General features: G+C 65.3%; 13 protein-coding genes. 10 read left to right on the forward strand and 3 right to left on the reverse strand.

Annotated elements, in window-relative coordinates:
- The first annotated feature begins 109 nt into the window (after positions 1–109).
- The 5 genes from carA to ACSFA5_RS11035 all read left to right on the forward strand — a co-directional run bounded on the left by carA (position 110) and on the right by ACSFA5_RS11035 (position 6,401).
- Positions 110–1,303 carry a glutamine-hydrolyzing carbamoyl-phosphate synthase small subunit gene (carA, locus tag ACSFA5_RS11015; protein ID WP_435444035.1) on the forward strand — a complete coding sequence of 398 codons (1,194 nt, stop codon included), beginning with the start codon at positions 110–112 and terminating at the stop codon, positions 1,301–1,303.
- A complete protein-coding gene (gene carB / locus ACSFA5_RS11020) occupies positions 1,296–4,547 on the forward strand; it encodes a carbamoyl-phosphate synthase large subunit (RefSeq protein ID WP_435444036.1) in 3,252 nt (1,083 codons plus the stop codon). The genes carA and carB overlap by 8 nt, the downstream gene beginning before the upstream one ends.
- Before the next feature lie 11 nt (positions 4,548–4,558).
- Complete coding sequence (locus ACSFA5_RS11025; protein ID WP_435444037.1) at positions 4,559–5,428, forward strand: Kdo hydroxylase KdoO; 870 nt, start codon at positions 4,559–4,561, stop codon at positions 5,426–5,428.
- Positions 5,429–5,493: 65 nt separating this feature from the next.
- Positions 5,494–5,970, forward strand: coding sequence for a transcription elongation factor GreA (gene greA / locus ACSFA5_RS11030; RefSeq protein ID WP_435444038.1), 477 nt, complete (start codon positions 5,494–5,496; stop codon positions 5,968–5,970).
- Between the two features lie 11 nt (positions 5,971–5,981).
- Positions 5,982–6,401, forward strand: a complete 420-nt coding sequence (locus ACSFA5_RS11035; protein WP_435444039.1) for a DUF4149 domain-containing protein — start codon at positions 5,982–5,984, stop codon at positions 6,399–6,401.
- Positions 6,402–6,431: 30 nt separating this feature from the next.
- On the opposite strand, the gene ACSFA5_RS11040 is transcribed toward ACSFA5_RS11035, so the two are convergent.
- Both ACSFA5_RS11040 and ACSFA5_RS11045 read right to left on the reverse strand, forming a co-directional pair.
- Positions 6,432–7,190: a glycosyltransferase gene (locus ACSFA5_RS11040; protein WP_435444098.1), complete on the reverse strand. Its 759-nt coding sequence runs from the start codon at positions 7,188–7,190 to the stop codon at positions 6,432–6,434.
- 2 nt (positions 7,191–7,192) lie between these two features.
- Positions 7,193–7,672 carry a YhbY family RNA-binding protein gene (locus ACSFA5_RS11045; protein WP_435444040.1) on the reverse strand — a complete coding sequence of 160 codons (480 nt, stop codon included), beginning with the start codon at positions 7,670–7,672 and terminating at the stop codon, positions 7,193–7,195.
- A gap of 33 nt (positions 7,673–7,705) precedes the next feature.
- On the opposite strand from ACSFA5_RS11045, the gene ACSFA5_RS11050 reads away from it, so the two are divergent.
- From ACSFA5_RS11050 to ACSFA5_RS11070, 5 genes are all read left to right on the forward strand, one after another.
- A complete protein-coding gene (locus ACSFA5_RS11050; protein ID WP_435444041.1) occupies positions 7,706–8,374 on the forward strand; it encodes an RlmE family RNA methyltransferase in 669 nt (222 codons plus the stop codon).
- Between the two features lie 178 nt (positions 8,375–8,552).
- Positions 8,553–10,472, forward strand: a complete 1,920-nt coding sequence (gene ftsH / locus ACSFA5_RS11055; protein ID WP_435444042.1) for an ATP-dependent zinc metalloprotease FtsH — start codon at positions 8,553–8,555, stop codon at positions 10,470–10,472.
- A gap of 115 nt (positions 10,473–10,587) precedes the next feature.
- The gene (folP, locus tag ACSFA5_RS11060; RefSeq protein WP_435444099.1) at positions 10,588–11,403 is read left to right on the forward strand and encodes a dihydropteroate synthase; all 816 of its coding nucleotides are present in this window, start codon (positions 10,588–10,590) and stop codon (positions 11,401–11,403) included.
- Entirely contained in the window at positions 11,400–12,737 is a 1,338-nt protein-coding gene (glmM, locus tag ACSFA5_RS11065; RefSeq protein ID WP_435444043.1) for a phosphoglucosamine mutase, read from the forward strand. Before folP ends, glmM begins: the two co-directional genes overlap by 4 nt.
- Positions 12,734–13,219, forward strand: a complete 486-nt coding sequence (locus ACSFA5_RS11070; protein ID WP_435444044.1) for a GNAT family N-acetyltransferase — start codon at positions 12,734–12,736, stop codon at positions 13,217–13,219. Before glmM ends, ACSFA5_RS11070 begins: the two co-directional genes overlap by 4 nt.
- Positions 13,220–13,303: 84 nt before the next feature.
- Here the strand turns inward: ACSFA5_RS11070 and ACSFA5_RS11075 are convergent, their stop codons facing one another.
- Entirely contained in the window at positions 13,304–14,575 is a 1,272-nt protein-coding gene (locus ACSFA5_RS11075) for an acyl-CoA dehydrogenase family protein (protein ID WP_435444045.1), read from the reverse strand.
- Between the last annotated feature and the right edge of the window lie 31 nt (positions 14,576–14,606).

Below are 14,606 nucleotides of genomic sequence, written 5' to 3' on the forward strand. Positions count from 1 at the left end.
ACTCGCAATAGCGTCGCCCGGCCGCCTACAACGCCAAAATCCCCTGAAGCAGCAGTCCGCAGGCAACGCGCCTGGGGCTCCGGGCGACCGTAACCATTCGGAGAACCCAGTGCTTTTGTCTCTCAAGGGAAACTTCCCGCCCGCCATCCTGGCGCTCGCAGACGGCACGGTCTTTCAAGGCAATTCGATCGGAGCCGCCGGCTCCACGATCGGTGAGGTGGTGTTCAACACCGCCATGACCGGTTACCAGGAAATCCTCACCGACCCGAGCTACTGCCAGCAGATCGTGACACTCACGTATCCGCACATCGGCAACTACGGCGTCAACGGGGAAGACATCGAAGCCGACAAGATCCATGCCGCGGGCCTGATCATCAAGGACCTGCCCCTCGTCGCCTCCAACTTCCGCCAGACCGCCACGCTGAGCGAATACCTCGTGGCCGGCAAGACGGTGGCCATCGCCAACATCGACACCCGCAAGCTCACGCGTCACCTGCGCACCCACGGCGCGCAGAACGGCTGCATCCTGGGCCTGGCGCAAGGCGAGGCCGTGACGCAGGCGCTCATCGACGAGGCCATTGCCGCCGCCAAGGCCGCGCCGAGCATGGCCGGCCTCGACCTGGCCAAGGTGGTGTCGGTCACGCAGACCTACGAGTGGACCGAAACCGAGTGGAAGCTGGGCGCGGGCTACGGCGTGCAGATCACGCCGAAGTTCCATGTCGTCGCCTTCGATTACGGCGTGAAGAAGAACATCCTGCGCATGATCGCCCAGCGCGGCGCGCGCATCACCGTGGTGCCGGCGCAAACGCCTGCGGCCGACGTGCTCAAGCTGAAACCCGACGGCATCTTCCTGGCCAACGGCCCCGGCGACCCGGAGCCCTGCGACTACGCCATCAGCGCGGTCAAGGAACTGATCGAGACCGGCATTCCCACCTTCGGCATCTGCCTGGGCCACCAGATCATGGCGCTGGCCTCAGGCGCGAAGACCTTCAAGATGAAGTTCGGCCACCACGGCGCGAACCATCCGGTGAAAGACCTCGACAACGGCCGCGTGAGCATCACCAGCCAGAACCATGGCTTTGCGGTCGACGAAAAGTCGCTGCCGGCCAACCTGCGTCCCACCCACATCAGCCTGTTCGACAACACGTTGCAGGGCCTGGCGCGCACCGACAAGCCCGCGTTCTGCTTCCAGGGCCACCCTGAAGCGTCGCCTGGTCCGCATGACATCGGCTATTTGTTCGATCGCTTCACGGCACTCATGGAAAAGCACAAGACGGAAAAGACGGAGAGCAAGAATGCCTAAGCGCACAGACCTCAAATCGATCCTCATCATCGGCGCCGGCCCGATCATCATCGGCCAGGCCTGCGAGTTCGACTACTCCGGCGTGCAGGCCTGCAAGGCGCTGCGCGAGGAGGGCTACAAGGTCATCCTGATCAACAGCAACCCCGCGACGATCATGACCGACCCGGCCACGGCCGACGTCACCTACATCGAGCCCATCACCTGGCAGACGGTCGAGAAGATCATCGCCAAGGAACGCCCCGACGCGATCCTGCCGACCATGGGCGGCCAGACCGCGCTGAACTGCGCGCTCGACCTGTGGCGCAACGGCGTGCTCGACAAGTACACGGGCGCGACCACTGGCAAGCCGGTCGAGCTGATCGGCGCCACGCCCGAGGCCATCGACAAGGCCGAAGACCGCCTGAAGTTCAAGGACGCGATGACCAAGATCGGTCTCGGTTCGGCCCGCTCGGGCATCGCGCACACGATGGAAGAAGCCTGGGTGGTGCAGAAGACGCTCGGCTTCCCGACCGTGATCCGCCCCAGCTTCACGCTGGGCGGCACCGGCGGCGGCATCGCCTACAACCCAGACGAGTTCGAGACCATCTGCAAGCGCGGCATCGAAGCCTCGCCCACCAACGAGCTGCTGATCGAAGAGTCGCTGCTCGGCTGGAAAGAGTACGAGATGGAAGTCGTGCGCGACAAGGCCGACAACTGCATCATCGTCTGCTCGATCGAAAACCTCGACCCGATGGGCGTGCACACCGGCGACTCGATCACCGTGGCCCCCGCGCAAACGCTGAGCGACAAGGAATACCAGATCCTGCGCAACGCCTCGCTGGCCGTGCTGCGAGAGATCGGCGTGGACACCGGCGGCTCGAACGTGCAGTTCTCCATCAACCCGAAGGACGGCCGCATGGTCGTCATCGAGATGAACCCGCGCGTGTCGCGCTCCTCGGCGCTGGCCTCAAAGGCCACGGGCTTCCCGATCGCCAAGGTCGCGGCCAAGCTGGCGGTGGGCTACACGCTCGACGAGCTGCGCAACGAAATCACCGGCGGCGCCACGCCCGCGTCGTTCGAACCGTCGATCGACTACGTGGTGACCAAGATCCCGCGTTTCGCCTTCGAGAAATTCCCGCAGGCCGACTCGCGCCTCACCACGCAGATGAAGTCGGTGGGCGAGGTCATGGCCATGGGCCGCACCTTCCAGGAATCGTTCCAGAAGGCCCTGCGCGGTCTCGAAGTGGGCGTCGATGGCCTGAACGAGAAGACTCAGGACCGCGAAGTGCTCGAAAAGGAACTGGGCGAACCCGGACCCGAGCGCATCTGGTACGTGGGCGATGCCTTTGCCATGGGTCTGAGCGTCGATGAAGTGTTCGCACTCACCAAGATCGACCCGTGGTTCCTGGTGCAGATCGAAGAGATCGTGAAGATCGAGCTCGAGCTGGAAACCAAGTCGCTGGACGACATCGACAAGGACACGCTGCTCGCGTTGAAGAAGAAGGGCTTCTCTGACCGCCGCCTGGCGCGCCAGCTGAAGACGACCGACACGGCCATCCGCGAAAAGCGCCGCGCCCTGGGCGTGCGCCCGGTCTACAAGCGCGTGGACACCTGCGCGGCCGAGTTCGCGACCAACACCGCCTACATGTACTCGACGTATGAAGACGAGTGCGAAGCCGACCCGACGGACAAGAAGAAGATCATGGTGCTCGGCGGCGGTCCCAACCGCATCGGCCAGGGCATCGAGTTCGACTACTGCTGCGTGCACGCCGCGCTTGCCCTGCGCGAGGACGGCTACGAGACCATCATGGTCAACTGCAACCCCGAGACCGTGTCGACCGACTACGACACCTCCGACCGCTTGTACTTCGAGCCGCTGACGCTCGAAGACGTGCTCGAGATCGTCGACAAGGAAAAGCCGCTCGGCGTGATCGTGCAGTACGGCGGCCAGACGCCGCTCAAGCTCGCGCTCGATCTCGAAGCCAACGGCGTGCCGATCATCGGCACCTCGCCCGACATGATCGACGCAGCCGAAGACCGCGAGCGCTTCCAGAAGCTGCTGCATGAGCTGGGCCTGCGCCAGCCACCGAACGCCACCGCGCGCACCGAACCCGAAGCGCTCGAAAAGGCCGCGGCCCTCGGGTATCCGCTGGTGGTGCGCCCGAGCTACGTGCTCGGCGGCCGCGCGATGGAAATCGTGCACGAGCAGCGCGACCTCGAGCGCTACATGCGCGAAGCGGTCAAGGTGAGCAACGATTCTCCCGTGCTGCTCGACCGCTTCCTGAACGACGCCGTCGAGTGCGACGTCGACTGCATCCGCGACGCCGAAGGCGGCACGCTGATCGGCGGCGTGATGGAGCACATCGAACAGGCCGGCGTTCACTCGGGCGACTCCGCCTGTTCGCTGCCGCCCTACAGCCTGAACGCCGAGACCATCGCCGAACTGAAGCGCCAGAGTGCCGCCATGGCGAAGGCGCTGAACGTGGTCGGCCTGATGAACGTGCAGTTCGCGATCCAGCAGAAGGACGGCAAGGACGTCATCTACGTGCTCGAAGTGAACCCGCGTGCATCGCGCACCGTGCCCTACGTGAGCAAGGCGACCGGCATCCAGCTCGCCAAGGTGGCGGCACGCTGCATGGCGGGCCAGTCGCTCGCGTCGCAGGGCGTGACGAAGGAAGTGACGCCGCCTTACTTCAGCGTGAAGGAAGCCGTGTTCCCGTTCGTCAAGTTCCCGGGCGTGGACACCATCCTCGGCCCCGAGATGAAGTCGACCGGCGAAGTGATGGGCGTGGGCAAGACCTTCGGCGAAGCCTTCGTCAAGTCGCAGATCGGCGCGGGTACGCTGCTGCCGAAGTCGGGCAAGGTCTTCATCTCGGTGAAGAACAACGACAAGGCGCGTGCTGTGGAAGTGGCGCGCGGCCTGGTCAAGCTCGGCTTCGTGCTGACGGCAACCAAGGGCACGGCAGCAGCCATCAGCGCGGCGGGCATCGAATGCGCCACGGTGAACAAGGTGACCGAAGGCCGCCCGCACATCGTGGACATGATCAAGAACAACGAGATTGCCCTGGTCATCAACACGGTGGAAGAGCGCCGCAACGCGATCACCGATTCGCGGCAGATCCGTACCTCCGCGCTGCTGGCGCGCGTGACCACGTTCACCACGATCTTCGGCGCCGAAGCCGCGGTCGAGGGCATGGGCTTCATGGACGAGCTGGGCGTGATCTCGGTGCAGGAGATGCACGCGCAGCTTGCTGCGGTGGCCTGAGCCTGAGCGCCATGGACACGCAGCTCGTCGAACTGGACCTGACGGACTGGAATGCGGCCACGCCCAACGAGGCGTGGATCGCGGCGCTGGAAGCGGGCAAGGTGCTGTACTTTCCGCGGCTGGGCTTCGAGTTGCTGCCTGAAGAACGCAGCCTGCTCACGCCCAGCCTGCTGTCGCCCGACGTGCGCAACATCAGCCTGGACGCCAACGGCAAGCTCAAGGGCGCCGTCGGCGACGAGGCGGTGCAACGCACGGCGGCCGCGATGGTGGGGCGCTTTCGCGCACAGGCGCAGCAGCTCATTCACGGGCTGCTGCCGCGCTACACGCCGGCCTTGCGGCTGGCGCCTACCAGCTACCGGCCGGCGCAGGTCGAGACGCGGGTGCAGTCATGGCGCGCGGACGACCGGCGCCTGCACGTCGATGCGTTCCCGTCGCGGCCGAACTACGGCGAGCGCATCTTGCGCGTGTTCACCAACGTCAACCCCGAAGGCGCACCGCGCGTGTGGCGTGTCGGCGAGCCTTTCGAAGACGTCGCCCGTCGCTTCCTCCCGCGTGCCAAGCCCTATGTGCGCTGGCAGGCCAAAATGCTGCGCGCATTGCGCGTGACGAAGTCGTTTCGCAGCGAGTACGACCACCTGATGCTGCAGTTGCACGACGGCATGAAGTCAGACCTGGCGTACCAGGAAAGCTCGCCGCAGGAAACAGCCAAGTTCCCGCCGGGTTCGGTGTGGGTGTGCTTCTCCGACCAGACCTCGCACGCCGTGATGGCCGGCCAGTACATGCTCGAGCAGACCCTTCATCTGGCCGCATCGAAGCAATACAATCCCGACTCGAGCCCGCTCGCCATCCTGAGCCGGCTGACCGGACGCACACTCGTCTGACCCTGTTTTCACTCGACCGCCGAACGGCAGCGTTCGGCGGTTTCGCTTTATGGAGAACCCACAACATGGCAACCGTACCAGTCACCAAGCGCGGCGCTGAAAAACTGCGCGCCGAACTGCATCAACTCAAGACGGTGGACCGTCCCTGGGTCATCAATGCGATTTCCGAAGCGCGTGCCCAGGGCGACCTGAGCGAGAACGCCGAGTACGAAGTCGCGAAGGACCGCCAGGGCTTCATCGAAGGCCGCATCCAGGAGGTCGAAGGCAAGCTGTCGGCTGCACAGATCATCGATCCGAGCGAGCTCGATGCCGGCGGCAAGGTGGTGTTCGGCTCGACCGTCGATCTCGAGGAAGAAGAGTCAGGCGAGGCCGTGAAGTACCAGATCGTCGGCGAAGACGAAGCCGACCTGAAGCTCGGCCTGATCAACATCTCCAGCCCCATCGCGCGCGCGCTCATCGGCAAGGAAGAGGGCGATACCGCCGAAGTGCAGGCACCGGGCGGCCTGAAGCGCTACGAGATCGTGGCCGTTCGCTACATCTGATCGCCTCTTCGATGAAAGACCGCGTTGCGCTGATGCTGGCTGCCTTCTGGTGGGGCAGCCTCACCACGATCGGCTTTCTGGTGGTGCCGATGCTGTTCGCCAGGCTGGGCAACCCGTCGGTGGCGGGCAACTTCGCCGGTCAGTTGTTCGAGGCGCAGAGCTGGATTGCGATCGCTTGCGGGCTGATCCTGCTGATCCATTTCAGGACCAAGGCGGACGAGCGCATGGACGGGCCGGTCATGACGTCCATGTTCCTGATCCTGGCCGCGCTGCTGCTGGCGTTGCTGCAGCAGTACGCCGTGGCGCCGCACATCCTGGCGCGCGAAAACCTCAAGCTATGGCATTCCGTCGGCAGCGGCATGTACCTGGCGCAGTGGCTGTGCGCGGGTGTGTTGCTCTGGCGCATGGGCGCGCCCCGCAAGCCGGGCTGAACGGCAGAGGCGGCAACGGCCGCCTCGCCCTTACTCTTTCCAGTATTTCGCGACCCAGCGCGCCGGACGGATGTACCGGAAGGCGCGGTTGCGGCGGCCCGCCAGTGCATCAGGCGGGTTGCACTCGCCATGGAACACCATGATGCGTGCGCCCTCGGGCACGAAAGGCTCTTCCCAGTAGTTGGTCGGCCAGGTCGGAATGCCGTGGTACTTGAAGCTCGGGCACCAGGCCTGGGGCCAGTACGCCAGCTTGCCCTGCTGGTGGAGCACGTCCGACAGGTAGGCCTGTTCGTTGCGGTACTCCGTTTGCACCTTGTCCATGTTGGCGCGAAAGTACGCCAGCACGTCGGCATGGGCGCCCAACTCGAAACGGTAGACCGACGAGTTCCCGGTGATGCGCTCGCGCCGCCAGGGGCGGGCGTAGTCGTGAATGATCAGGAACTCGCCGGGCTGCTCGAAGAAGGCGTCCAGCGGGCCCACCACCACCACGTCGAGGTCGAGGAAGAGGGCGGTGCCGCGCAGGCCGTGCAGGTCCTGCTCGAAGGTCGTGAGCTTCTTCCAGGCACCGTCGCGCTGGCCGGGGGCCAGTTGCAGGTTGAGCGGCGGAATCGGCAGGCACGTCACTTCGGGGTGGATGCCGTTGCCGTCGTCCGTCAGGCAGACGAATTTGAAGTCACCGCTGAGATTGCGGCGCACCATCGCGTAGAGCCGGTTGACGTATTCGGGGCCGTACTTCGTGCCCCACTTCATGCAGAGGATATGGCGCTGGGCGCCTTGCGCTGGCGCCAAGCTCAATCTGCCTGGTTGCGCTTCTTGGCCGACAGCGGACGCTTCGCCTTGGCACGCTTGATGTTGCCGCCGGGGGTCAGGCGCTGGTTGCCCAGGACGCGCAGGGTCTTGATTTCGGGGCGCTGGCCGCCGCGCTTGCTGTACTTGACGATCTTGACGTCGCGCGGACCCGGCATGCGGTCTTCATCGACCGTACGTTCCTTTTCGGGGATCGGGCGCCAGAGCACCAGCAGCTTGCCGATGTGCTGGATCGGGGCGGCATCCAGTTCGTCGGACAGTTCGCGCAGCATGGCGTCGCGGGCGAGGCGGTCGTCGGAGAAAACGCGGATCTTGATCAGGCCGTGGGCCTTGAGCGCCGCGTCGGCTTCTTTTTTTACGGCAGGGGTGAGCCCGTCTCCACCGACCATGACGATCGGATCCAGGTGGTGAGCTTCGGCGCGGTGCACCTTGCGCTCGGCAGGGGTAAGTTGAATGGCGGGCATCCCCGTATTATCGACGCGTACACGAAGACCCTCATGAGCACCAAAGCCAAAAGCAAAAAAGTCAATAAAGCGTGGCTTCACGACCATATCAACGACCCCTACGTGAAACTCGCCGCGCGAGAGGGTTACCGGGCGCGCGCCGCCTACAAACTGAAGGAAATCGACGAGTCGTTCGGGCTCGTCAAGCCGGGCCAGCTGGTGGTGGACCTGGGGTCTACCCCGGGCGCCTGGAGCCAGTACCTGCGCCGGCGCATGTCCCCCGACGGCGCGGCGGCCGGTTCGCTGAACGGCACCATCGTCGCGCTCGACATGCTGGCGATGGACCCCATCGAAGGCGTGACCTTCCTGCAGGGGGATTTCCGCGAAGACGCGTTGCTGCAGCAGTTGCTTGGCGTGCTGGCCGGCCGCAAGGCCGATCTGGTGGTGTCGGACATGGCGCCCAACCTGTCGGGCATCCATTCGGCGGACGCTGCCCGGGTGGCGCACCTGATCGAGCTGGCCATCGATTTTTCGCAACACCACCTCAAACCCGAGGGGGCGCTGGTGGCCAAGGTGTTTCACGGCAGCGGCTACGACGAACTGGTGAAGCTCTTCAAGGCGAATTTCCGCACCGTGAAGCCCTTCAAACCCAAGGCCTCGCGCGACAAATCGTCCGAGACTTTCCTTGTTGGCATGGGGCTGAAGGCCTTGGATACGCCTTGATACCTTGCCGAAGAACGTCTGTAAAGGGTGCGCCCAAGGCGCAAACCCCTGTCAGCCTATGGCTGCATTAGGGAAATGCCCGCTTTTCGCAGCTTGAAAAGCCTAAAATGGGGCGCAATTGCGTACCCATAGCGCGTTTTTTCATATCCTCGTCACGCGCTTTCGACTGGAGCTTCGTTTGAACAATCAGTGGTTTTCCAAAGTTGCCGTATGGCTCGTCATTGCCATGGTGTTGTTCACTGTGTTCAAGCAGTTCGACACCCGCGGTGGCGTCGGCTCTGGAGCAGTCAGCTACTCCGAGTTTCTGGACCAGGTCCGGAATAACCAAGTCAAGAGTGCCGTCATCCCTGAAGGCGCCGGCGGCGGCGAGATCATCGCCGTCACCAACGACGATCGCAAGATCCGCACGACCGCCACGGTGCTCGACCGCGGCCTCGTGGGCGACCTGATCGACCACAACGTCAAGTTCGACGTCAAGCCGCGCGAAGAGGGCTCGCTCCTCATGACGCTGCTGGTCAGCTGGGGCCCGATGCTGCTGCTGATCGGCGTCTGGATCTACTTCATGCGCCAGATGCAGGGCGGCGGCAAGGGCGGGGCGTTCAGCTTCGGCAAGAGCAAGGCCCGCATGATGGACGAGAACAACAACACGGTCACTTTCGCCGATGTCGCGGGTTGCGACGAGGCCAAGGAAGAAGTCCGTGAAGTCGTGGACTTCCTGAAAGACCCGCAACGCTTCCAGAAGCTCGGTGGTCGCATTCCCCGCGGGCTGCTGCTGGTCGGCCCTCCCGGCACCGGCAAGACCCTTCTGGCCAAGTCGATCGCCGGCGAAGCCAAGGTCCCTTTCTTCTCGATCTCGGGTTCCGACTTCGTTGAAATGTTCGTCGGCGTGGGCGCGGCCCGCGTGCGCGACATGTTTGAGAACGCCAAGAAGAACGCACCCTGCATCATCTTCATCGACGAAATCGATGCGGTGGGACGTCAGCGTGGCGCCGGTCTCGGCGGCGGCAATGACGAGCGCGAACAGACCTTGAACCAGATGCTGGTCGAGATGGACGGTTTCGAAACCAACCTGGGCGTGATCGTGGTGGCTGCCACCAACCGCCCCGACATCCTGGACGCCGCTCTGCTGCGCCCCGGCCGTTTCGACCGTCAGGTGTACGTCACGCTGCCCGACATCCGCGGCCGCGAACAGATTCTCGGTGTGCACATGCGCAAGGTCCCGCTGGGCCAGGACGTGAACCCGAGCGTGATCGCCCGCGGCACGCCCGGCATGTCCGGCGCTGACCTGGCCAACCTGTGCAACGAAGCTGCCTTGATGGCTGCTCGGCGCAATGCGCGCGTGGTCGAGATGCAGGACTTCGAGAAGGCCAAGGACAAGATCTTCATGGGCCCTGAGCGCAAGAGCATGGTCATGCCCGAGGAAGAGCGCCGCAACACCGCGTATCACGAGTCCGGCCACGCCCTCATCGGCAAGCTGCTGCCCAAGTGCGACCCGGTCCACAAGGTCACGATCATTCCGCGTGGTCGCGCCCTGGGCGTGACGATGAGCCTGCCGGCGCAAGACCGCTACAGCTACGACCGCGAGTACATGCTGAACCAGATCAGCATGCTGTTCGGTGGCCGTATCGCCGAAGAGGTGTTCATGCACCAGATGACCACCGGCGCCAGCAACGATTTCGAGCGCGCGACCTCCATCGCCCGCGACATGGTCACGCGCTACGGCATGACCGACGCGCTGGGCCCGATGGTCTACGCCGAGAACGAAGGCGAAGTGTTCCTGGGCCGCTCGGTCACCAAGACGACCAACATGAGCGAGCAGACGATGGAAAAGGTCGACGGCGAAGTTCGCCGCATCATCGACGAGCAGTACGCCCTGGCGCGCGGCCTGATCGAGGCGAACAGCGACAAGATGCACGCGATGGCGAAGGCGCTGCTCGAATGGGAAACCATCGACTCCGAACAGCTCGACGACATCATGGCCGGCCGCGCACCGCGTCCGCCCAAGGACTGGACGCCGCGCACCCCTCCTTCGGGCAGCGGCGGTGGCAGTGGCGGCACGCCGGCGGTCAATACCGACCCGGCGCCGACCGCAGCCTGAGGTGGGCTTGCAATCAAGCAACAACGGGGCCTCTGGCCCCGTTTTTCATGGGCCTGTGCCGGGCACGGTCTGGCAGACCTCGCGCTTCAGGATCGATCTCTCGCAGCCGCGCGTGATGGGCATCGTCAACGTCACGCCCGACTCCTTCTCCGACGGCGGCGCGCATGCCTCCACCGGCACGGCGTTGAAGCACTGCGAGCAGTTGATGAAAGAAGGCGCCGACATCCTCGACATCGGCGGCGAATCGACCCGCCCCGGCAGCCCTGCGGTGCCGCTCGACGAAGAGCTGTCGCGCGTGCTGCCCGTGGTGCGCGAGGCTGTGAAGCTCGGCGTGCCGATCTCCGTCGACACCTACAAGCCCGAGGTCATGCGCGCCGTGCTCGACCTGGGCGCGGACATCGTCAACGATGTCTGGGCGCTGCGCCAGCCCGGCGCGCGTGACGCCGTGGCGGCGCACCCTTCGTGCGGCATCTGCCTGATGCACATGCACCGCGACCCTCGGACCATGCAGGCCGTACCCATGGTGGGCGACGTGATTCCCGAGGTACTGTGCTTCCTCGCGGCGCAGTTGCGGCTTCTGCAGGCGCAGGGGGTGGATTTTTCCCGGATCACGCTCGACCCCGGCATCGGTTTCGGCAAGACCGTGGCACAGAATTTCGCCTTGCTGGCGCGCCAGCGCGAACTGCTCGCAGGCGGGCTGCCGCTGCTGCTGGGCTGGTCGCGCAAGTCGTCGATCGGGGCGGTCACGGGCATCGAGGTGGCCGGTGAACGCATCGTGCCCAGTGTTGCCGCGGCGGTGCTGGCAGTCGACCGCGGCGCGGCCGTGGTGCGCGTGCACGACGTGCGCGACACCGTGGCGGCCCTCGCGGTATGGCGCGCCCTGCGCGACCAGCAACCCCAACAAACACAAGAACAGAAGCCACAACCATGACCCGCAAATATTTCGGTACCGACGGCATCCGCGGCACCGTCGGCCAGGCACCCATCACCCCCGACTTCGTGCTGCGCCTCGCACACGCCGTAGGCCGCGTGCTCAAGAAGACCCAGTCTCGCCCCACGGTGCTGATCGGCAAGGACACCCGCATTTCCGGCTACATGCTCGAATCGGCGCTCGAGTCGGGCTTCAACTCGGCCGGCGTCGACGTGGTGCTGCTCGGCCCGCTGCCCACGCCTGGCGTTGCGTACCTCACGCGCGCCCAGCGCGCCAGCCTCGGCGTGGTGATCAGCGCCAGCCACAACGCCTACCCCGACAACGGCATCAAGTTCTTCAGCGCACAGGGCACCAAGCTCGACGATGCGTGGGAACTGGCTGTGGAAGCCGCGCTGGAAGAAGCCCCCGTGTGGGTCGATTCCGTCAACCTCGGCAAGGCCCGCCGCCTCAACGATGCGCCCGGGCGCTACATCGAGTTCTGCAAGAGCACCTTCGCCAACGACCTGACGCTGCGCGACATGAAGCTGGTGGTCGACGCCGCGCACGGCGCGGCCTACCAGGTGGCGCCCAACGTGTTCCATGAACTGGGCGCGGAAGTGACCAGCATCGGCGTGTCGCCGGACGGCCTCAACATCAACAAGGACGTTGGCGCCACGCATCCCCAGGCGCTGGTCGCCGCGGTGACGGCGCAGAAAGCCCACTACGGCATCGCCCTCGACGGCGACGCGGACCGCCTGCAACTGGTCGACGCCAGCGGGCGCCTGTTCAACGGCGACGAGCTGCTCTACCTGATGGTGGCCGAACGCATCGAACGCGGCGAAAAGCCGGTGGGCGTGGTCGGCACGCTGATGACCAACAAGGCGGTGGAAGTCGCGCTGCGCAAGCAGGGCATCGAGTTCGTGCGCGCCAAGGTCGGCGACCGCTACGTGCTGGAGGAGCTAGACAAGCGCGGCTGGATCCTGGGCGGCGAAGGCTCGGGCCACCTGCTGGCTCTGGACCGCCACACCACGGGCGACGGCATCGTGAGCGCGCTGCAGGTGCTGCAGGCGTGCGTGCGCAGCGGCAAGACGGTGGCGCAACTGCTCGAAGGCGTCACGCTGTTCCCGCAGACGCTCATCAACGTTCGCATCTCACCCGACCAGAACTGGAAGGACAACCAGGCGCTGGCCAGCGAAACCGAGCGCATCGAGGCCGAGCTCGGCGACGCGGGCCGCGTGCTGATCCGTGCGAGCGGGACCGAGCCGCTGGTGCGCGTGATGGTCGAGGCGCAGGACACGGCACAGGCCGAGTCTTGCGCGAAACGTCTCGCAGCCACGCTCCTGCCCGCCCAATGACGCGGATCGAAGTCCGCATGGTCGACTACCGCGACGCGGCGCAGGCCGCTGCGCTGGTCGACCTGCTCGACGCCTATGCCAGCGACCCGGCGGGCGGTGGCACACCACTCGACGCGGCCGTGCGCAAGAGCCTGCCTGCGGCGCTGGCCGCGCGTCCGCAGGCGTTCAGCGTGCTGGCTTACGACGGCGCGCAGCCCGTGGGCCTGGTCAACTGCATCGAGGGCTTCTCGACCTTCGCCTGCAAGCCGCTGGTGAACGTGCACGACGTGGCGGTCTTGTCCAGCCACCGCGGCCAGCGCGTGGCGCAGCAAATGTTCGCGCTGGTGGAAGAGGAGGCGCGTCGGCGTGGCGCCTGCAAGCTCACGCTCGAAGTGCTGTCGGGCAATGCGCCGGCGCTGCGCACCTACGAGCGCGAAGGGTTCGAGGGTTACCAGCTCGACCCGGCCTTCGGCCACGCGATTTTTCTGCAGAAGAAGCTCTGACAAAGAAAAAGGGCCGGGGCGTGTGCAACGCCGTCGGCCCTCACCCCAACCCTCTCCCCGCAAGGGAGAGGGGGAACACAACAATCAGAAGCGCGTCACCGGCATGTCGGCATCGGCCTTGTTGGGCGCGTAGCGGCCCAGTTCCCACTTGGCGATCGCGTTGCGGTGCACTTCGTCCGGACCGTCCGCGAAGCGCAGCGTACGCGCATGCGCGTAGGCATTGGCGAGCGGGAAGTCGTCGCACATGCCGCCGCCGCCGTGAACCTGCATGGCCCAGTCGATCACCTGGCAAGCCATGGTAGGCGCGACGACCTTGATCATGGCGATCTCGTTCTTGGCGACCTTGTTGCCGGCCACGTCCATCAGCCAGGCGGCCTTGAGCGTGAGCAGGCGCGCCATGTCGATCTTGCAGCGTGCTTCGGCGATGCGTTCCTGCGTCACGGTCTGCGACGCCACGGTCTTGCCGAAGGCCACGCGCGACGAGGCGCGCTTGCACATCAGTTCGAGCGCGCGCTCGGCCAGGCCGATCAGGCGCATGCAGTGGTGGATGCGTCCGGGGCCGAGGCGGCCCTGTGCGATCTCGAAGCCGCGGCCTTCGCCGAGCAGGATGTTGCCTACCGGCACGCGCACGTTCTCGAAGTGCATCTCGACGTGGCCGTGCGGCGCATCGTCGTAGCCCATCACATTGAGCGGGCGCACGATGCGGATGCCCTTGGCGTCCGCCGGCACGATGACCATGCTCTGCTGCGAATGGCGGGGTGCGTCGGGGTCGGTCTTGCCCATGGTGATGAACACCGCGCAGCGCGGATCGGCCGCACCGGAAATCCACCACTTGTGGCCGTTGATCACGTACTCGTCGCCCTGGCGCTCGATGCGCGTCGCGATGTTGGTGGCGTCGCTGGAGGCCACATCGGGCTCGGTCATGGCGAAGGCCGAACGAATTTCGCCTTCGAGCAGCGGCTTGAGCCAACGCGCCTTGATGTCTTCCGAGCCGTAGCGCGCAATGGTCTCCATGTTGCCGGTGTCCGGCGCCGAGCAGTTGAAGGCCTCGCTCGCCCACGGCACCGCGCCCATGATCTCGGCCAGGGGCGCGTATTCCTGGTTGGTCAGGCCGGCGCCCGCGTAGCCAGAGGCAGAAGCGCTGTCGACCGGCAGGAACAGGTTCCACAGGCCCTGAGCCTTGGCCTTGTCCTTGACCTTCTCGACGGTCTTCAGCGCGCTCCAACGCTTGCCGGCCACCGTGTTGGCGGCCAGCTCTGCGCTGTACTCGGCTTCGGCCGGGTAGATGTTGTCGTCCATGAACGCCTTGACGCGTTTCTGCAGGTCTTTGGTCTTGGCCGAGTATTCGAAGTCCATCTTGTGTCTCCTGGTGGGTCTTGTGTGATGT

It is taken from the genome of Variovorax monticola (assembly GCF_051216855.1).
Classification (GTDB): Bacteria; Pseudomonadota; Gammaproteobacteria; order Burkholderiales; family Burkholderiaceae_C; genus Variovorax.

Excerpts from the sequence above, each read along its gene's own strand:
- greA (WP_435444038.1), top strand. The coding sequence starts at position 5,494 with ATGGCAACCGTACCAGTCACCAAGCGCGGCGCTGAAAAACTGCGCGCC.
- glmM (WP_435444043.1), top strand. The coding sequence starts at position 11,400 with ATGACCCGCAAATATTTCGGTACCGACGGCATCCGCGGCACCGTCGGC.
- ACSFA5_RS11035 (WP_435444039.1), top strand. The coding sequence starts at position 5,982 with ATGAAAGACCGCGTTGCGCTGATGCTGGCTGCCTTCTGGTGGGGCAGC.
- carB (WP_435444036.1), top strand. The coding sequence starts at position 1,296 with ATGCCTAAGCGCACAGACCTCAAATCGATCCTCATCATCGGCGCCGGC.
- ACSFA5_RS11050 (WP_435444041.1), top strand. The coding sequence starts at position 7,706 with ATGAGCACCAAAGCCAAAAGCAAAAAAGTCAATAAAGCGTGGCTTCAC.
- ACSFA5_RS11025 (WP_435444037.1), top strand. The coding sequence starts at position 4,559 with ATGGACACGCAGCTCGTCGAACTGGACCTGACGGACTGGAATGCGGCC.
- ACSFA5_RS11075 (WP_435444045.1), bottom strand. The coding sequence starts at position 14,575 with ATGGACTTCGAATACTCGGCCAAGACCAAAGACCTGCAGAAACGCGTC.
- ACSFA5_RS11045 (WP_435444040.1), bottom strand. The coding sequence starts at position 7,672 with ATGCCCGCCATTCAACTTACCCCTGCCGAGCGCAAGGTGCACCGCGCC.
- folP (WP_435444099.1), top strand. The coding sequence starts at position 10,588 with ATGGGCATCGTCAACGTCACGCCCGACTCCTTCTCCGACGGCGGCGCG.
- ACSFA5_RS11070 (WP_435444044.1), top strand. The coding sequence starts at position 12,734 with ATGACGCGGATCGAAGTCCGCATGGTCGACTACCGCGACGCGGCGCAG.